Raw genomic sequence first — 18585 nt, forward strand, 5'->3', positions numbered from 1 at the left:
ATGACCTGATGAAGCTGAAGACGCCTTCGCGCCTGCTGCTGGCCAGCCTGGCCCTGGCCTGCGCCAGCGCGGCCTGTGCCGGGCAGAGCCTGGAGCAGATCCGCTACGCCCTGTACAAGGACCCCAGCGCCGACGTCACTGGCGACCTGCGCGAGCTGGTCGGCCGCGGTGACCTGGCCAGCGCCCTGCTGCTGGGCGACGTGCTGTCGGGTCGGGCCGACGCCAGTGCCCAGGAAGTGGTTGGCCTGTATCACCAGGCCTTCGCCGAAGGCCGCGGGCTGATCCCGGCGCTCGCTTCGCTGGCGCGGCTGATCGACCGCACGCCGAGCCTGCGTCAAGCCCAGCGGCCCTGGGTCGAGCAGGCTTTGAGCCGGTATCCCAGCCGCCTCGATCCACGCAACGCCAGCACCACGCTGGAGGTGTTTCTGGTATATCCAGAGCTGATCGACGTGCCGCAGGCCGCCGAACTGCTCGGCTTGTATGAGCAGTCGTGCCTGCTCAACTGCCGGCCACAGCTGTACCGCGCGGTACTGGCCGAGCGCCAGGGCGATCGCGCCGGCGCCGAGCGCTGGTACCGGGAGGCGGCGCGCACCGACGTACGCGCCATCGATCGCTACTACGCGTTCCTTGGCGAAAACCAGGACCAGGCGTTCCGCGCCTTCGCCAGCCAGCTGGAGCCGGAGCGGGCGCAACTGCCGGTAGAGATCGTCCACCGCATCGCCGCCTTGCTCGACAATATCACCAGCGTCCAGCGTGCCGAACAGGAGGCTGATCGCTTCGAGCGCCAAGCCAGCAATCCTGCCGCCGCCAACCTGCCGCCAAGCCCTGAGCAACTGGCCCGCGACAAGGCCCAGGCCGACGCCTTGGCGCTGGCCACTGCGCAGGTCCAGCGCTGGCGGGACGATGCCGTCGCCCGTGGCTTCGTGCCAGCGATGGTGTCCAAGGCCAACTACATGACCTCCAACCCCACCGAGCACAACGCCGAGGAGACTCAAGCGTTGATCGATCAGGTGCGCCAGCGCGACCCGACCCGGGCCAAGGCCCTGCAAGCGTCGTTCTACATGGTCAACAACTGGCTGACCCTGGACCCGGACAAAGCCCGCGCGCTGATCGACGAACTGCGCGCCAGCGGCTACCCCGATGCCGGCTTGCTGTTGGCCGAGTACTACAGCAAAGGCGTCGAAGACCAGCCAGATCAGGAGAAAGCCTTGGCACTGTTCCGGGAAGAAGCCGACAAGGGCTCCTCCACCGCCTGGTACCGCATGGCCACCCTGCACACCTATGGCCGCGCCATCTGCCACGACCCCGTCAAAGCCTACACCTATGCCCGCATCGCGCTGGACATGGGTGAGCGCGGTGCGCGCAGCCTGGTACGCCGACTGGAAAGAACTTTGCCCAAGGATGACATCGAGCGCGCCCTGGCCGCACGCAACGATCTGTTGAAGGAGGCTACTCTGTGAAAGCGCATTCCCCCCTGTTCGGCGCCCTGCTCGCCCTGGCCCCCTTGCCAGCGGCGTGGGCGGCTGAAGAAATCACTGGCCCCGAGGCCGACAGCAACGAGCCGGTGCGCGTTGCTGCGGCCGATGGCAGCGAGCCGGTGATCACCTCGGAGTTCTTCAACAAGCTCACCGTACAGACCGGCTATGGCCCAGAAGACTCGCAAGTCGGCAGCGACCGCGAGATGTTCTACAGCCTGCGCTACGAGCCGTCCTTCGCCTGGTATTCACCGGAAAAGCGCTGGGCCAAATGGATGGTCTACGGCCGCCTGTGGCTGAACTACGACTCCAGCCAGTCGAGCAACCTGACCAACGAATCGACCAACAACACGGCCCGCGAACAAGCTGAAGGCTGGTACGCCGAGCTGCGTGAGTTGTACGTCAAGCGCAACCTGATCGGCGATGACCCGCGCTTCTCGCTGTCACTCGGCCGCCAGCGTTTTTACGACACCTATGGCATCTGGTGGGACGACAGCCTGGAGTCGCTGCGCTTCAACTATCAAGACACATTCTCCGATGCCTTCATCGCCGTCGGGCAGAAATTCCACAACTACAACACCGACGTCAACTCGCTGGCCGACAGCGAAGAACGCACCACCTATGTGATGGGTGAATACGCCTATCGCTGGAGCCAGAACAACCGGGTCGGCGTGCGCCTGATGCACGAGAACGATCACAGCGGCCATGACGCCGACGACCGCTACGACTTCAAGGGCGTGCGCTACGGATTGTTCTTCAACGGTGACAACCTGGCCTACCCGGTGCTCAGCGACTACCACCTGGAGCTGGCCGCGCTGGACGGCAAGATGGACAACACCGACGGCCGCGGCCAAACCACCAACGGCCACAACAGCAAAGGCTGGGCGGCCCTGGGTGAGCTGGGCAAGCGCTTCGACGATTTGCCCTGGACCCCACGGCTTGCCTTGCGCGGCGGTCTCACCGACAAACCGAGCGACGAGAACGATGGCTTTCGCCTCAACGCCATCCAGTCGGACCGCATCACCCGCAGTGGCTCCTACAGCACTCGCCTGACCAGCTCGTTCGTGGCCCTCGATTTGCGCAACCTGAGCTACTACGGCGTGTCCCTGGAGACCCGCCCGACCCCACGCAGCGCCCTCGACCTGCGCGTGACCCAGCTCAACCTGCGCGATGAAGACGGCACCCTGCCGATCCGCATGAACGGCGACCAACGTGCCGAGCGCAACCGCGCCATCGACCGAGGCACTCAAGGCAATGGGCGCAACGTCGGGCAGATGCTCGACGTCAATTACTACTGGAAGATGTTCCCAGTAGCCCTGGACGGCAAGCACCTGGATATCAACGCCCTGGTCAGCGCCAGCTACCTCAATGCCGGGAGTGCGCTGGAAACCGGCGATGACTACCAGCTGAGCGTCGGCGTGGTGATCAGCTACTAAGGACGGACCCTGCCATGATCTTCGCCTCCAATGTGTTCCTGTTCCTCTACCTGCCGCTGTTCCTGGCCGTGTATTTCCTGTCCAGGCCACAGTGGCGCTCGACCGTGATCGTCGCCGCCAGCTACATCTTCTATGCCTGGTGGCGGCCGGACTTCTTGCTGCTGTTCGTGGCGATCACCTACTGGAACTACTGGTTCGGCCTGCGCATCAAGGGCCGCCTGGATGCCGGCGACAAGCGCTGGGCGTTGCGTCTGCTGTGGATCGGGATAATCGGCAACCTGTCGACCCTGGGCTACTTCAAGTACGCCAACTTCGGCGCCGAAGTGCTGGCCGTACTGCTGGCACCGCTGGGCATCAATACCTGGACCTTGGAGAACATCTTCCTGCCGCTGGGGATCTCCTTCTATGTGTTCCACGCGCTGAGCTACATCGTCGACATCTATCGCAAGGACGCCACGCCGACCAACCGCTTCATCGACTTCGCCGCCTTCGTCGCGCTGTTCCCGCACCTGGTGGCCGGGCCGATCCTGCGCTACAGCCAACTGGCGCCACAACTGCGTGAACGCACCCATTCGCTGGAGCTGTTCTCGCTGGGGGTGTGCCGGTTCATGCTCGGTTTCATCATGAAGGTGCTGATCGCCGACCGCCTGGCGCCGATCAACGTGCTGTTCGTTGGTGAAGGCGCGTTGCAGTTCAGCGATGCCTGGTTCGGCCTGGTGGTCTCGACCCTGCAGCTGTACTTCGACTTTGCCGGCTACAGCCACATGGCCCTGGGCCTGGCGCTGATGATGGGCTTTCGCTTTCCGGAGAACTTCAACCAGCCCTATGTGTCGCAAAGCATCACCGAATTCTGGGCACGCTGGCACATGACCCTGGCGCATTTTCTGCGCGACTACGTGTACATGCCGCTGGTGCGCAAGCGCGTCACCGGCGCCCTGCCGGCGCTGATCTGGACCATGCTGCTGTCGGGCCTGTGGCACGGCGCGAGCTTTGCCTTCATCTGCTGGGGGCTGTTCTTCGGCGTCGGCATGGTCATCGAGCGCAAGTTCAATCTGGCGACCAAGATCACCACGCCTTACAACCTGGGCCGCAACCTGCGCACGGCGCTGCTGATCGTGTTGAGCATGCCGCTGTTCTTCACCATGGACCTGCGCCACAGCCTGGATATCTACAAGGCGTTGTTCGGCTTCAACGGCTTTGGCTCGCTGGAGCTGTATGTGCTCGGTGCCTCGAAGATGGCCATGTCGTTTGCCCTGGTGGCGTTGGTCTGGCTGCTACTGGCCGGGATCAACAACGTGCGTTTCTACGCCGGCAACAAAGAGGGCTACTTCATGCGTCACGTCGGCGCGCTGCACAGCGTGCTGCTGTGGGGTGGTTTCTTGCTGGCGTTGAGCAGCCTGGCGGCCAACTCGTTCTCGCCCTTCCTGTATTTCCAGTTTTAGGAGACGGCCATGTATCCGGTGATGAATACGGCCAGCAAGGTCAACGGCATTCTCTTCGCCCTGGTGTTGGCAGCGATGTTCGTCTACTCGCTGCCGCCGGTGTTCAGCTTCGCGCGCACCCAGACCGACACCTGGAACCTGTTCGTCGACGGCAAGCTGCTGCGCAAGTTCGAGCAGGCCTACGACAAACGCTTCTTCCTGCGTGACCCGTCGGTGGAGCTGTGGGCCGATGCCCAGTTCCAGCTGTTCGGCGAAGGCACCAAGGGTGTCGTCCTGGGCAAGCAAGGCTGGCTCTACACCAGCCAGGAATACCGCGTGCCCAATGACCTCGACGCCAATGTGGCCACCCAGCTGGAGCAGATCGCCAAGGTTGAAAAGCAACTGGCCGAGCATGGCAAGAAGCTGGTGCTGCTGCCCCTGCCGATGAAGCTCGATGTGTATGCCGAACATGCCCAGCACGCCTTCGACCCACGCGTGGTGAGCCTTTACGACCGCTTCGTCGGCGAGTTGCAGGCGCGCCAGCTGGACGTGGTGCCGCTGCGGGGCGCGTTCCTCAGCAACCTCAATGGGCCGCAACTGTTCCTCAAGTCCGATACCCACTGGAGCCCGGAGGGTGCCCGGCTGTCGGCCTACGAGCTAGCTCGCCAGCGCCCGCAGCTGTTGGGCGACCAGGTGTATGTGTCGCATAAGGCCGGCGAGAAGAGCATCAAGGGCGACCTGATGAACTACATCCAGTTCGACCACAGCCGCCTGGCGCCGCAGTTCGGCCCCAACCAGATCGAGCTGTACGAAACCCTCAAGGCCGAGCAGAACACCGACGACCTGTTCGCTGAAGAAGATCAGAGCCTGCTGCTGGTCGGCACCAGCTACAGCAAGATCGACGACTGGAACTTCGTCGGCTTCCTCAAGGAAGCGCTGAACCGCGACCTGCTGTCGATCGCCGTGGAGGCCCGCGGGCCGTTCGAGGCGATGAGCCAGTTTCTTGCCAGTGACCAGTTGAGCAACCCGCAGATCGACACCGTGGTCTGGGAGTTCCCCCTGCGCACCCTGCTCGCCCACCGCCCGGGATCGCTGAGCCGTAGCGCCCAGCCCCAGCATTTCTGACGATTAAAGGAGTACCTGATGAAACTCTCGAGCCTGTTTACCGCCATCGCCCTGGCTGCTGCCAGCCACAGCGCCCTTGCCGCCGAAGGCAACGCCGACCTGTACGACGCCGTGGCGCCGGCCGACTCGGCCTTCGTGCGTGTGCTCAACCTGTCGCAGGGCAACATCGATGTCAGCCTCAGCGGCAAGGTCAACCCACAGCGCGTCGCCGCCGGCCAGCTTAGCGGCTACCGTTTCATCCCGGCCGGTGCACACAAGATCGCCGTCGGCGGCAAGGCCATCGAACCCCAGCTCAAAGCCAATGCGGCCAGCACCGTGGTCTACGACGGCAAGCAACTGACGCTGATCGCCGACAAGTACGTCAATGAGCCGAAGAAAGCGCAGATCGCCTTCTACAACCTGACCGACAAGCAGGCCGCGCTGAAGACCGTGGATGGCAAGCACGTGATCGTCGACCCGCTGAGCAATGGCCAGACCGGCAGCCGCATGGTCAACGAGATCAAGATCGGCTTTGCCGCTTATGAGGCCGAGCAGAAGGTGGCCAGCTTCGATGAACTGTTCCTCAAGAAAGGCCGTTCCTACAGCTACGTGCTGCTGCCAGGTGGGCGCAGCATGAGCCTGGCCAACAGCATCGACCCGACCGAGTGACCGCCCGCTGCAAGGATGAATGGCACATGAAGATCCTCATAACCCTGGGCCTGGGCGCCGCCTTGGCCCTGCTCAGCCAGGCCGGCCAGGCCGCCGAGCCGAGCGCTGCGGCCAAATCTGGCTGCGAAAACCTGCAGTGCATGGTCTGCCCGGCCTTGAGCGACCCGCAGCGCTACGCCGAAGGGCGTATGAAGCTGATGCGCGAGATCGTGCCCGGCAAGGACCGCTGGCTGTTCCGCTCGGTGGTCGACTTGACCAACGAGTTTGGCATCCCGGCCCCGATGCGCCCGGAGTTCGCCCGGCTGATGAAGGCCTTCGACCAGCAAGGCATTCACGTGGCCATGGCGATCCAGCCGACCCGTGGCCTGATGCACCGCGACAAGCTGCCCAGCGAGCACCCGCTGGGCTTTGACTACAACCGCGCCAGCGCCAACCTGGCCGCCTACCTCGGCCAGTTGCGCCAGGGCGGTGCGGTGGTGGCGCCAATGATGCAGCTGGTGCAGCAGCCGCCCAGCAAAGAGTTCTTCTTCCGCCGCGACCACCACTGGACGCCAGCAGGCGCCGAGGCGACCGCACGCTTGATGGCCGATGAAATCCGCCGCCAACCGTTCTATGCCGGGCTGACCAAGAAGGAGTACCGCACCGAGCCTGGGGTGATGGTGCCCAAGGACGGCACGCTGAACCTGGCGCTAAGCTACATCTGCGGCAACAACTACGGTTTTCAGTACGTGCGCGGTTACCAGACCATCCCGGTGGCGGACGGCGCCGATGCCCTGTTCGATGAGGCGCCGGACCCGGAAGTGATTCTGGTCGGCGACAGTAACGCCGCAGCGCGCGAAGACGAGAGCAAGCAGTTCAACTTCGACGGCTACCTCAAGCAATACCTGGGCGTGGATATCCTCAACTACGCCCTGCCCGGTGTCGGCGAGGATGGCTCGTTGCTTGAGTACCTGCTGTCGGACGACTACAAGGCCGAGGCGCCACCCAAGTTGATCGTCTGGGAGTTGCCAGCCAACTACCGGCTCGACTCGCCGCTGATGTACCGGCAACTGGTGCCAGCGGTACAGGGTGGCTGCAAGGCCTCGCAAGAGGTGCTCAGTTCCAAGCTGCAACGCCCGGCGCTGAAGATTGGCGAGCGTATCGAGCTACTGTCCAATGCCGGCAGTGAGCGCAAGTCGCTCAGTGGATCGAAAGGGTTTCTCGACATCCGCCTGAGTGACAAGAACGTCAAGGACTTCTACGTGATCGTCTACTACGACAATGGCGCGCGCGACAAAGTGTGGTTCCGCCGTGAGGCGGCAGTGACCGGCGGGCAGTATTACCTGGAGCTGAGCAAGGATCCGGCGTACGCCGGGGCCAACCTGCTTTCGGTGTTCCTCGAGCCGACCAAACCCGGTAGCGCCGCTACTGACGTGGAAACTCGACTATGCCTTTGAACCGTGTGATTGGGGCCGCGTTGCGGCCCATCGCAGGCAAGCCAGCGCCTACAGGGATCGAGTCGATGCCGGTAGCTGGGTACCCATCCAAACCTGTAGCAACGGGCATGCCTGGGCGCCGAACCCTCCTGGCCCTCGCTACCGCCCTATTGCTGCCCCAAGCCCAAGCCGCACACTCGATCTGGCCCGCCCGCGCCACCCCGCAGGCGGCAATGATCGCCGACTACCGCACCCTGTCCTGCAGCAAGGAGCCGCCAGCGCCCTACACCGGCACCCTGCGCCTGGAAAGCAAATACGACCAACGTGACGCCAGCAAGTCGACCCTGCGCTCAAGCCCCGATGCCGACAGCGAACGCATCGCCAAGCAGGTCAAACAGTTCGTCGGTGGCCTGATCTACGCCAGCAAGCGCTTCCAGCGCGCGAAGAAACCGCAGGACGCCAACATGGCCCTGGCCTGCCAGGACCAGTGGCTGCAACACTGGGCCAGCGCCGGCGCCCTGCTCAACCCAGACGCCAGCAGCACCGGCATGGCCGCGCGCAAATGGGCCCTGGCGTCGATGGCCGGCGCCGTGCTGCTGACCCAGTCAGCCAGCGCCGGCAAGCTTGAGCTGACGTCCGTACAGAAAGACTGGTTCACCCGCCTGGGTGAACAGGTCATCCGCGAGTACGATCCGCGCCGCAGCGCCAGCGGTGTGTATTTCAACAACCACGACTACTGGGCCGCCTGGGCCGTAGCCGCCACCGGCATGCTGGTGGGGCGCGATGACTTCATCCAGTGGGCCGACGGCAATCTGCGCCGGGGCCTCAAACAAGCAGTGCGTAGCAGCGACGGCAGCTATGCCTACCTGCCGCTGGAAGTCGCCCGCTCCAAACTGGCCGCCACCTACAGCCAATACGCCCTGGTGCCGCTGGTGCTGCTGGCAGAATCGGCACGCGCCAACGGTTTGCCATGGAGCGCCGAAGACCAGCAGACCCTAGACCTGCTGGCCAACTTCGCCGCGCGCAGCGTGCTCGATCCGGACCAGTTGCCCGAGCTCAAGGGCCAATCGCAAGTCGATGTCGCGCCGTACAAGCTGGCCTGGCTGATCCCCTTCTTGCAGCGCAACCCCAGCCATCACTTGGCCCGCGAGCTGTACGACAGTGAGGACGGCGAGGTGGACAACTACAGTCAGCTCGGCGGCCCGATCCAGCCGGCTTATTCCCCTTTGCGTTGAACAAGGAAGTCCCCTATGGCCCCGCTCGCCCGCTTCTCCCTTACTTGCCTGGCCGCCCTGCTGCTGGCCAGCACTGCCCAGGCCGCCACTCAGACGCTGGCGGTCAACCAGGCACTGGAGGTGCTGCAGCCTGAACAGCACCAACTGCATCTGCAGCAACTGCGCCAGCAGGCACGCCAGGCGACAACCTTCAGCCAGGCCGAGCGCCCGCGCCCGGCAGGCCGCGCCAGCGTCAGCCTGCAACCGATGTTCTCGTCCCAGGCTGGCAGCTGGCCGTTCGAGCCGTTCGTCAACAACGGCCTGTTCCGGGCGATCGCCGGCTATCAGGCGCATCACCCACAGGTGGTGATGCTGCGCGGCGGGAGCATCAGCCTGGCGCAACTGCACGACGCGTTGAACGACCCGCGGATCATCAAGCGCTACAAAGATGGCTACCTGCTCAGCTACCCGCTGATGATCGGCGCCGATGCTGGGCTGGTCCTGGAAGGCACCAGCCTGTACCTCTCCAGCTTCTCCGGCACCGCGCTGATCAACCAGGGCTGGCTGGGCTTGAACCAATCCAACCTGGAGAGCATGGCGGGCGACAAACCGGGCAACACCGATCGCGCCTGGCGGCCATTCGTGATCGCCTGGGCTGGCAGCCACACCCAGGTGATCGGCTCGACCCTCAAGCGCCTGGGCTACAACGCCAACCTCTCGCGCGGCCTGACCACCGCCCTCAGTGCCCAGCAGTCGCCCAACAGCCGCCCGGCGACGGTGCTGATTCGCGACAGCCAGTTCAGCGAGCTGTCCACCGCAGTGGAGCTGCAACACAGCCAGGCGAGCATCCAAGGCAGCCAGTTCGAGCAGTCCCAGCAGTACGCCATCGATGCCCGCGACAGCCAGCTGAGCGTCACGGGCAATCAGCTGCGCGGGGTCGACAACAACAGTGGCGTGCGCCTGCGTGGACAGACCCGTGCGCGGGTGGAGGACAACCTGATTCTCGGCGCCGCCAAAGCCGCCATCGAAGTCAGCGAGCAACAAGGCGCCGTCTTGCTGGTCGGTAACCGCATAGGCGACAGCCGCGGCAACGGCATTCAACTGCGCAACCTCGCCCCGACTCCGGCAGCGCCGCTGGTGATCGACGACAACTTGCTGGCCAGCAGCCAGGGCAGCGCTATCGATGCCAGCGAAGTGGCGGCGTTGACGCTGATCGGCAACCGCATTGGCAATACCCCGGAGTATGCGATCAGCCTGCGTAATGGCACGCCCATGGCAGGGCCCTTGCTGCTCAGCGGCAACCGTTTGGGGCAGGTCGGCAAGGCGGTGGTGCGCGTCGAAGGCATGCGCGTGGTGGAACTGGGTGGCAACAGCTTCGATGGCAAGCCGGTGCTGCAGAATCTGCTGATTGGCGATTTGATGCCGGTGCAAGGGGCGTTGCTCGATGCCACGGTGCGCCAGGGCGAAACGGTGCGGGTGACGCAACGTTGATCGGCTGACGGTAAATTTGCGCTAGTAATACCTAATTGCAGGCCAAATCGCAGCGGCGCTCCGCCGCTCCCACACGATGGACGCTGACCTGGTGGGAGCGGGCTTGCCCCGCGATGAGGCCAGCACTGCCCCCTCCATCAGCCAACCGGACGCTGCATACGCACGAAACACTCGTCCTCGCCCATCTCGACAAAACCGTGACGCAGATACAGCTGCCGCGCCGGGTTGCTCCTGAATACCATCAGGCGCACCAGCCCCAGCCGCCGCTCGGCCGCCCACTGCGCTAATTGCTGCAGCACCCAGCTGCCGACCCCGCGCCCACGCTGTTCAGGCAGCAGATGCAGCTCGCGAATGAACAACGCCTGCCGGTCCTGGCTCAAGCTGCAAAAACCCAGCACCCGCGGCCCGTCGACCACCAGCCACTGTTCGCGCCAGCCCCAGGCTTCATCGAAGGCCTCTTCGATCCACAGCAAGTCGAACTCGCGGTAATAAGGCAGCATCGCCCGCCGGGTAAGGTCGCGGGCGAAGTTGCGGTACTGGTCACTGGCGCGGATCAGTTCAAGGGGCATAGCACACCGGCGAACTGCCCGGCCCCCGGCGCTCCAGCTCATCTTCCAGCCAGGCTGCCAACACCTGGGCGTTGTTGTGCTGGGTGTCCTTGCCGGCATACAGCAAGGTCAGGTTGCCCTTGGCGGCCAGATCCAGCAGCGGATACCAATGCTCGGGATGCGCGGCCAGCTCCTGCTGGTAGCGCTGGCTGAAGCCGGCAAAATCCACCTCCCCCTGGTGGAACGCCTTGCGCAAGGCAGCCGACGGCGCGACCTCGCGCAGCCACAGTGCACGCACCTCGTCCTTGCGCGTGTTGCGCGGCCACAGGCGGTCAACCAGCACCCGCTGGCCGTCACTGGGCTCGAGCGCGTCGTAGACCCGTTTGCAGCGAATCATTGCCCTCTCCTGCGACATTGTTTCCCTATCAGCCTAGGGCGTTCATTGACCGAGGTCACGTCCTGGTAACGAATTGTTTCTATGCTGAAGGCCTTCGGCAACCTTGCCCGACGTCAATCGGAGCCATCATGGCAACCCCGTCACTGGCCAGCCAACCCGACCTGAGCCACCACGATTCGCGCCCGCAGCTGTCACACAAACCGGGGCGCGCCACCCTCAGCTTGTTTATCGGCCTGCTGTTGGCGGGGCTGGCGTACACCGCCTGGAGCCTGAAGCAGGACGTCAGCGCCAGCGGCACCGTGGTGACCACTGTCACGCCTTTTCTGTTACTGGGCCTGGCCCTGCTGATCGCCCTGGGCTTCGAGTTCGTCAACGGTTTCCATGACACCGCCAATGCGGTGGCCACGGTGATCTACACCCACTCGCTACCGGCGCCGGTGGCAGTGGTCTGGTCGGGGCTGTGCAACTTCCTTGGCGTGTTGCTCTCCAGTGGCGCGGTGGCGTTCGGCATCATTGCCCTGCTGCCGGTCGAGCTGATTTTGCAGGTGGGCTCCGGCGCAGGCTTTGCCATGGTCTTCGCCCTGCTGCTGGCGGCAATCATCTGGAACCTGGGCACCTGGTGGCTGGGCCTGCCGGCTTCGTCGTCGCACACCTTGATTGGCTCGATCATCGGCGTGGGTGTGGCCAACGCCTTGATGCACGGGCGCGAGGGCACCAGCGGGGTGGATTGGAGCCAGGCCAGCAAGGTGGGCTATGCCTTGCTGTTCTCGCCACTGATCGGCTTTGCCTGCGCAGCGTTGGTACTGCTGGCACTGCGCATCCTGATCAAGCGCCCCGAGCTGTATCAAGCGCCGCAAGGCAAGACGCCGCCGCCGTGGTGGATCCGCGGGATCCTGATCCTGACCTGTACCGGGGTGTCGTTTGCCCACGGCTCCAACGACGGCCAGAAAGGCATGGGCCTGATCATGCTGATCCTGGTCGGCACCCTGCCGATGGCCTACGCGCTGAACAAGACCATGCCCAGTGAACAAGCATTGCAGTTTTCTGCTGTCGCCGAAGTCACCCGCCAGGCCTTGCTGCGTAGCGACCCGCAATTGCTTGCCCAGGACCCACGCCAGACCCTGGCCAACTTCATCACCGAGCCCAAGGCCAGCCCGCAGCTGGTGCCGGCCTTGGCTGCGCTGACCGGGATGATCGGCGACCAGGTCAAAGGCTATGGCTCGCTCAACCGCGTGCCGGCCGAGGCCATGGCCAACGTGCGCAATGACATGTACCTGACCAGCGAGGCGATCCGCCTGATCGACAAGCATCAGCTGGTAGCCTTCGACGCCGATACCCGCAGCCACTTGCAACTGTTCAAGACCCAGCTCGATGACGCCACCCGCTACATTCCGCTGTGGGTCAAAGTCGCCGTGGCCATCGCCCTGGGCCTGGGCACCATGGTCGGCTGGCGGCGTATCGTGGTGACGGTGGGCGAGAAGATCGGCAAGACCCACTTGAGCTACGCACAAGGCGCCTCGGCCGAGGTGGTAGCGATGTGCACCATCGGCGCTGCGGACATGTTCGGCCTGCCGGTATCGACCACCCATGTGCTGTCCTCGGGGGTGGCCGGGACCATGGTGGCCAATGGCTCAGGGATTCAGAAGCGCACGCTGATCAATCTGATGATGGCCTGGGTGCTGACGTTGCCGGCGGCGATGATCTTGGCGGGGAGTCTCTACTGGTTGTTGAATCAATTGATTTGAGGTTGCCCGCCAGGGCCTCATCACGCCGCTGCGACTAGTCCCGCGATGAGGCCCAAACAGATACGACGCAGAAGGTTCAATCAGGAATTTTCAGCCCGCGCTGCACGGCTGGCCGCTCCAGGAATGCCGCCAATACGCGCTGCACCTCGGCGAACTCTTCGAACCCGACCAACTCCCGCGCGTTATACCGATCAACCAGGTTACGCACCCAGGGAAAGATGGCGATATCGGCAATGCTGTACTCATCGACCATCCACTGGCGCCCTGCCAGGTGCCGATCGAGCACCCCAAGCAGGCGGCGCGACTCGTTGACGTAGCGGTCGCGCGGGCGTTTGTCTTCAAAGTCCTTGCCGGCGAAGAAATGGAAGAACCCCACCTGGCCAAACATCGGCCCAATGCCGCCCATCTGGAACATCAGCCATTGAATGGTCTGGTAACGAGTAGCCAGGTCGTCGCTGAGCAACTGCCCGGTTTTTTCCGCCAGGTACTGCAAGATCGCCCCAGACTCGAATAACGCCAGCGGCTTACCACCCGGGCCGTCGGGGTCGAGGATGGCAGGGATCTTGTTGTTGGCGCTCAGGGAGATGAACTCGGGGCTCAGCTGTTCATCGCTGTCGAAGTTGACCTTGTGCGCCTCATAGGCCAGGCCGATCTCTTCGAGCATGATCGAAACCTTGACGCCGTTGGGCGTGGCCAGGGAATACAACTGCAGGCGCTGGGGATGGTGCGCGGGCCATTTGCGGGTGATGGGGAATGCGCTCAGATCGGTCATGGTGGGTGCCCTTGGTGGCAGAAGCGGGAAGCATCGACCGAACACTTTAGGCATAACGACGGGCGCTGACTATCTCCCGTTGCAGGAGGAAGGCAAAGCAAAGGCGCGGCCACTGGCCGCGCCTTGTACTGCTTAGCGGCGACGCACGACTTCCTGGTCGTCGCGGGAGATGATCACTTCAACACGCCGGTTGAGCTGGCGGGAGTGCGCGGTGGCGTTGGAAGCCACCGGGTAATCCTTGCCATAGCCGGCAGTGACGATTCGATTGGCGGCAATACCCTCACGACGCAGGGCGTTGGCCACCGAGGCGGCGCGAGCTTCCGACAAACGCTGGTTGAGCGCATCGCCGCCAGTGGAGTCGGTATGGCCTTCTACCAGCAACCTACGAGTGGGGTTATCGCGCAGGTAACGCCCCAGTTCCTGGATGTTGTCACGGCTGCGTGGATTCAATGTGGCTTGCCCGGTAGCGAACAACACATCACCAAAGGTCACTACCGTGCCGCGCTCAGTCTCCTTGCTACCCTTGGGCGCGTTGTTGGCCAACGCCGCCTTGAGTTGCTCGGAACGCACATCCAGCCGCGCCTGGGTGCGCTCGGCCTCGATGTTTTTCATGCCGGCCTGAGCCAGGCGCAACTTGATGGTCTCTTCAGCTGCCTTGACCCGGTTATTGGCCAGATAGGACAGCTGCTCGACATCATCGCCTTTGCGGTTTTTCAGCGAAGCCTGCTCAGCCTTGGTCAGCGCCACCGAGGCTTCCTGGGTTTCCAGAGCGGCGATACGGCTGGATTCAGGCTTACCTTGCAGCGCCAAGAAACCTTCACGGGCTTCCACCAGCGTGGGGTTTTCTGGGGTGGTGCCGCAACCGGCCAACAGCAGGCTCAGGATCGACACGGTAGGCAGAATGTACAATTTCGACATGATCGGCTCCTGTTAGTGGGCGGATTTGAGAATCGGGTCTTCCAGCAACTCTTTGCGCAGCACCTGGATGCCCTCGCGGGCGACCTTCAGCTGGTCTTGAGTTCTGCTGGCCCGCGCCTTGGTCTCGGCTAGCCGGGCATCGGATTCGGCTCGCTCGGCGAGGATGCGCACCTCCTTGAACTTCTTCTCACCCAGCGCCCTTTCCATGGCACGCAGATTGTCTTGGGCAGAGCGCATTTCAACGGGTGCATACTGGGTTGCATCTGCCGAAACAGCACGGTTGACCGCACTGCGCGTCAGCTCGATCTGCTCGTTGGGTACGACCACGCTGGCGCAGCCGGAGAGCACCAGCAGCAAGCCTGCGACAGTCAGGGTTTTAGGGTTGAATCTGGCACGCATGGGACATCTCCTTTAGTGCGTCCGCGAACGTCCGAGTACACGGCGATTGCCGCGATCAGGCAGTGTTTGCTTCGGGGGAAAAGTGAGCCGAGATGTCCATGCGCCAGCCTGCAGCTCGGCAAGCCGGCAGCGGGTGCATAGAGATAAATCAGTAGAGTCGAGCATCTCGGACAGCCTGCGGTGAAAACGCGGTCAGACTATTCCGATACTCACGTAGTCCCTATAGGACTCTTCGTCAGGCTCTGTAGGAATTTTCAACATCATCGATAGCGGTCTACAACCAGTGGGCGGCCGGTTGCCGCCCCACCCTGGCGTCTCACGCTTGGCCGTGGGCCTTGTGCTTGAGCTTCTCGGTGTCGACACGCACGAACAGCGAATCGGCCGTGACTGTCAGTACCTCGCCTGCCCAGACCTCACAGATGACCCGCGTCTTGCGCCCGACCTCACCTTCAACGCGTGCCTTGAGCAACAACTCGACTCCCATCGGAGTGGGCTTCAGGTAGTTCAGGCTGAGGGTGCCGGTGACGCAGTCGATGCGCGGCAAGCTGTCGGGCTCACGCCCTTCGGCGCGGTAGTGGTAGGCCATGGCGGTCCAGTTGGAGTGGCAGTCGACCAGCATCGCCAGCAGCCCGCCATAGACCAGGCCAGGCCAGCCGAGGAAGGTGCTGTCGGGGGAGTGCCGGCACAACAGGTGGATGCCATCGGCATCCCAATGACTTTTCAGGTGCAGGCCGCTGGGGTGTGAGCAACCACAGCCGTAGCAGACTCCATCCGGGGCTGCGCGCTCCTGGAGGGAAAGGATCGGATCGTTCATACGCTTCCTGGACTTGTTGAAATGGGAAGGTTTACCGGGTGATGGTAGCGCTACACCGGGCTGTGCTGTCTAGAGCTCAAGCCGCTATTGGCAGACAAGCCCGCTCCCACAAGGACCTGTGGAAGCGGGCTTGCCCGCGAAGAGGCCTGCAGCTTCACTGCAAGCCCTAAAGCCCAACTATCCCCTGCGCCTCAGCTCAAGCGCCCTCGCTGCTGGCCAGCTCAGCTTGTGACGATGGCGCACTGTGCCGCCGACGGGTCAGCGAAATGAGCAGGATGAACAGCGTCACCCCTGCCGTCATCAGCGTCTCGTAGCGGTAGGCATCGCTGAACAGCATATAGCCCAGCACCATGACGATGGTGCCGATCACCAGCCAGGTCAGCCACGGGAACAGCCACATCTTCAAGGCCAGCTCAGTGCCGTCACGATCAGCCCGGGCCCGCATGCGCAGTTGCGACACAGCGATCACCAGGTACACCAGCAAGGCAATGGCGCCGGTAGTGGAGAGCAAGAAGCCGAACACCTTGCCAGGGAACACGTAGTTGACCAGGCAACCGGCAAAGCCTGCCAAGGTCGATAGCAGCACCGCCACGGTCGGCACACCATTGCCGGAAACGCGCTTGATCATCCTTGGTGCTTCGCCACGCGAGCCCAGCGAGTAGAGCATCCGCGAGGCGGTGTAGAGGCCCGAGTTCATGCAACTGGTCACCGCAACCAACACCACCAGGTCGACCACCAGTTTGGCCCCGGGCACATTAAGCACTTCCAGCACCCGCTGGAACGAACCAACGGCTTTCAAGCCTGGGTCATTCCACGCCACCAACGACACCACCAGGAAAATCGACGCCAGGTAGAAGATGGCAATGCGGTACACCACCAGGTTGGTGGCGCGGCGGATCTTGTCTTTCGGGTTGGCGGTTTCATCGGCAGCGATGGTGACGATCTCAGCGCCAAAGAACGAGAAGATGGTGATCAACACCCCTCCCAGCACCGTGCCAAATCCGTTGGGCATGAAGCCGCCGTTAGCCCACAGCTGGCTGACCCCGGAGCGCTCGGCCAATGGCCAGACGCCAAAGACGGCCATGCTGCAGATGCCGATGAAGGCGACGATGGCAATCACCTTGATCAAGGCAAACCAGTACTCGAATTCACCGAAGTTCTTCACGCTGACCAGGTTGGTGCACGACAACACGATCATGATCAAAAAGGCGAACAACCACGAGGGGACGCCCGGGAAGTAGGCATGCAGGATGTCCGCGCCAGCGATGGCCTCGACCGGAATGATCAGCACCCAGAACCACCAGTACAACCAGCCAATGGTAAAGCCCGCCCACGGGCCGATGGCCTCGGTTGCGTACGTGGAAAAGGAGCCACTGTTGGGGTTGGCAATCGCCATTTCGCCAAGCATGCGCATCACCAGCAGCACCAACAGGCCGGTCATGGCGTAGGAGATCAGAATCGCCGGACCGGCGGTGGCGATGGCGTTGGAAGAGCCGATGAACAGGCCGGCGCCGATGATGCCGGCGATGGAGATCATCGATACCTGGCGGGAGGTCAAGCCGTGTTGCAGGGAACGCTGTTTTTTGTTCTGTAGCGAAGCCATGAAAAACCCTCGAATGGGTCGGCCGCCGCATGGGCGGCTGAACTTGGAGCAGAATTCTTATTAATCGTTATCGCGCGTTTCTTGTTGTTGTGAGGATGCCGCCGATGCGCCTTTTGCCTCCTCTTGCCATAAGCGGTTGTCATCATTGATCCAGGTCAGTATTAATCTATAGGGCGTGACCAACAAACGACCTTTTCGACGTACATGATTCCGGTTCGGAATGAACTTCTTCCTTTTTCGCTCGGTAATAGACCCATCATGTCCAAACGCCTGATGCCCTCCACCACAGCCCTGCAATGCTTCGAGGCCGCTGCCCGTCACCTGAGCTTCACCCGCGCGGCGCAAGAGCTGCACCTGACCCAAAGCGCGGTCAGCAAGCAGGTGGCGCAGCTTGAGGACATGCTCTCGCACGCGCTGTTCCAGCGCATTCGCCGGCGCCTGCACCTCACCCCGGCAGGCGCGTTGTACCTGGCCGAGGTGAACAAGATCCTCACCCAGATCGACATCTCCAGCCGCTACATCCTCAGCTACGGCGACGAAACCGAAGTGCTGCGCATCGCCACCCAGCCAACCTTTGGCGCACGCTGGCTGGTACCCCGGCTCAAGGGCTTTGGCGAACGCTATCCACGGATCCACCTGGATATCCGCAACGAACTGGAACCCTTTGACCTGGTGCAGGCCAAGGCTGACATCGCGTTTTTCTTTGGCCAGGGCACCTGGCCGGGCGCCACCTGCATCGAGCTGTTCAGCGAAGAAGTCGTGCCGGTGTGCGCGCCAGAGCTGTTGGCGCGCTCACGCTTTGACAGCGCCCAGGCGCTGACCGAACATCGCCTGCTGCAATGCGCCTCACGGCCAGAGGCTTGGCATGAGTGGTTCCTCGGGCTTGGCCTGCACAGCCAGAACAGCTACCACGGGCCGCGTTTCGACACCTTTTACCTGTGCATTCGCGCCGCCATCGCCGGTTGCGGGATCGCGCTGATCCCACGCTACCTGGTGGCCGAAGAGCTGAGCGAAGGCAAGCTGGTGGTGGCCTGGGACCATCCGGTGCCGAGCAATGGCCGGCACTTCATTGCCCATGCCGAACATGCTGCCGAGGTGCCCAAGGTTCGGGCCTTTGTACAGTGGATTTTGGAAGGTGTGGCTGAGGATGGCTGAGTTTGTTCC

General features: G+C 63.1%; 17 protein-coding genes. 10 read left to right on the forward strand and 7 right to left on the reverse strand.

What is annotated here, in order from left to right; all coding sequences use genetic code 11:
- The first annotated feature begins 8 nt into the window (after positions 1 to 8).
- The 8 genes from ACF8K2_RS16530 (at position 9) to ACF8K2_RS16565 (ending at position 10225) form a co-directional block, all read left to right on the forward strand.
- The gene (locus ACF8K2_RS16530; RefSeq protein ID WP_392466091.1) at positions 9 to 1460 is read left to right on the forward strand and encodes a tetratricopeptide repeat protein; all 1452 of its coding nucleotides are present in this window, start codon (positions 9 to 11) and stop codon (positions 1458 to 1460) included.
- On the forward strand, positions 1457 to 2911 hold the full coding sequence (locus tag ACF8K2_RS16535; protein WP_186557127.1) for an alginate export family protein: 1455 nt from the start codon (positions 1457 to 1459) through the stop codon (positions 2909 to 2911). Before ACF8K2_RS16530 ends, ACF8K2_RS16535 begins: the two co-directional genes overlap by 4 nt.
- Before the next feature lie 14 nt (positions 2912 to 2925).
- Entirely contained in the window at positions 2926 to 4353 is a 1428-nt protein-coding gene (locus ACF8K2_RS16540; protein ID WP_392466095.1) for an MBOAT family O-acyltransferase, read from the forward strand.
- A gap of 9 nt (positions 4354 to 4362) precedes the next feature.
- Complete coding sequence (locus ACF8K2_RS16545) at positions 4363 to 5457, forward strand: alginate O-acetyltransferase (RefSeq protein WP_186557129.1); 1095 nt, start codon at positions 4363 to 4365, stop codon at positions 5455 to 5457.
- A gap of 18 nt (positions 5458 to 5475) precedes the next feature.
- Positions 5476 to 6105: an alginate O-acetyltransferase AlgF gene (locus ACF8K2_RS16550; RefSeq protein ID WP_392466097.1), complete on the forward strand. Its 630-nt coding sequence runs from the start codon at positions 5476 to 5478 to the stop codon at positions 6103 to 6105.
- A 26-nt stretch (positions 6106 to 6131) separates the two neighbouring features.
- A complete protein-coding gene (locus ACF8K2_RS16555) occupies positions 6132 to 7541 on the forward strand; it encodes an alginate biosynthesis protein AlgX (protein WP_392466099.1) in 1410 nt (469 codons plus the stop codon).
- A 107-nt stretch (positions 7542 to 7648) separates the two neighbouring features.
- A complete protein-coding gene (locus ACF8K2_RS16560) occupies positions 7649 to 8755 on the forward strand; it encodes a polysaccharide lyase (protein WP_392466102.1) in 1107 nt (368 codons plus the stop codon).
- Positions 8756 to 8770: 15 nt separating this feature from the next.
- Positions 8771 to 10225 (forward strand): right-handed parallel beta-helix repeat-containing protein, encoded by a 1455-nt coding sequence (locus tag ACF8K2_RS16565; protein ID WP_312152892.1) that lies wholly within the window; start codon positions 8771 to 8773, stop codon positions 10223 to 10225.
- 137 nt (positions 10226 to 10362) lie between these two features.
- Here the strand turns inward: ACF8K2_RS16565 and ACF8K2_RS16570 are convergent, their stop codons facing one another.
- Together ACF8K2_RS16570 and ACF8K2_RS16575 are read right to left on the reverse strand one after the other, a co-directional pair.
- The gene (locus ACF8K2_RS16570; protein ID WP_392466105.1) at positions 10363 to 10794 is read right to left on the reverse strand and encodes a GNAT family N-acetyltransferase; all 432 of its coding nucleotides are present in this window, start codon (positions 10792 to 10794) and stop codon (positions 10363 to 10365) included.
- A complete protein-coding gene (locus ACF8K2_RS16575; protein ID WP_392466106.1) occupies positions 10784 to 11170 on the reverse strand; it encodes a DUF488 domain-containing protein in 387 nt (128 codons plus the stop codon). The genes ACF8K2_RS16570 and ACF8K2_RS16575 overlap by 11 nt, the downstream gene beginning before the upstream one ends.
- Positions 11171 to 11298: 128 nt before the next feature.
- On the opposite strand from ACF8K2_RS16575, the gene ACF8K2_RS16580 reads away from it, so the two are divergent.
- Positions 11299 to 12915, forward strand: coding sequence for an inorganic phosphate transporter (locus ACF8K2_RS16580; protein WP_392466108.1), 1617 nt, complete (start codon positions 11299 to 11301; stop codon positions 12913 to 12915).
- Between the two features lie 76 nt (positions 12916 to 12991).
- Here ACF8K2_RS16580 and ACF8K2_RS16585 read toward each other — a convergent pair whose 3' ends face one another.
- From ACF8K2_RS16585 to ACF8K2_RS16605, 5 genes are all read right to left on the reverse strand, one after another.
- Positions 12992 to 13687 carry a glutathione S-transferase N-terminal domain-containing protein gene (locus ACF8K2_RS16585; protein ID WP_392466109.1) on the reverse strand — a complete coding sequence of 232 codons (696 nt, stop codon included), beginning with the start codon at positions 13685 to 13687 and terminating at the stop codon, positions 12992 to 12994.
- Between the two features lie 132 nt (positions 13688 to 13819).
- Positions 13820 to 14605: an OmpA family protein gene (locus ACF8K2_RS16590; RefSeq protein ID WP_368972005.1), complete on the reverse strand. Its 786-nt coding sequence runs from the start codon at positions 14603 to 14605 to the stop codon at positions 13820 to 13822.
- A 12-nt stretch (positions 14606 to 14617) separates the two neighbouring features.
- Positions 14618 to 15004, reverse strand: a complete 387-nt coding sequence (locus ACF8K2_RS16595; protein ID WP_264235864.1) for a DUF4398 domain-containing protein — start codon at positions 15002 to 15004, stop codon at positions 14618 to 14620.
- Between the two features lie 316 nt (positions 15005 to 15320).
- Positions 15321 to 15818, reverse strand: a complete 498-nt coding sequence (locus ACF8K2_RS16600) for a PaaI family thioesterase (protein ID WP_186557140.1) — start codon at positions 15816 to 15818, stop codon at positions 15321 to 15323.
- 196 nt (positions 15819 to 16014) lie between these two features.
- Positions 16015 to 17421, reverse strand: coding sequence for an amino acid permease (locus ACF8K2_RS16605; RefSeq protein ID WP_392466113.1), 1407 nt, complete (start codon positions 17419 to 17421; stop codon positions 16015 to 16017).
- A gap of 258 nt (positions 17422 to 17679) precedes the next feature.
- Between ACF8K2_RS16605 and gcvA the strand changes: the two genes are divergently transcribed.
- Complete coding sequence (gcvA, locus tag ACF8K2_RS16610; protein ID WP_186557142.1) at positions 17680 to 18576, forward strand: transcriptional regulator GcvA; 897 nt, start codon at positions 17680 to 17682, stop codon at positions 18574 to 18576.
- The last annotated feature ends 9 nt before the right edge of the window (positions 18577 to 18585 follow it).

The sequence above is a fragment of the Pseudomonas sp. xss_2 genome (assembly GCF_043104195.1).
Taxonomy (GTDB): Bacteria; Pseudomonadota; Gammaproteobacteria; order Pseudomonadales; family Pseudomonadaceae; genus Aquipseudomonas; species Aquipseudomonas urmiensis.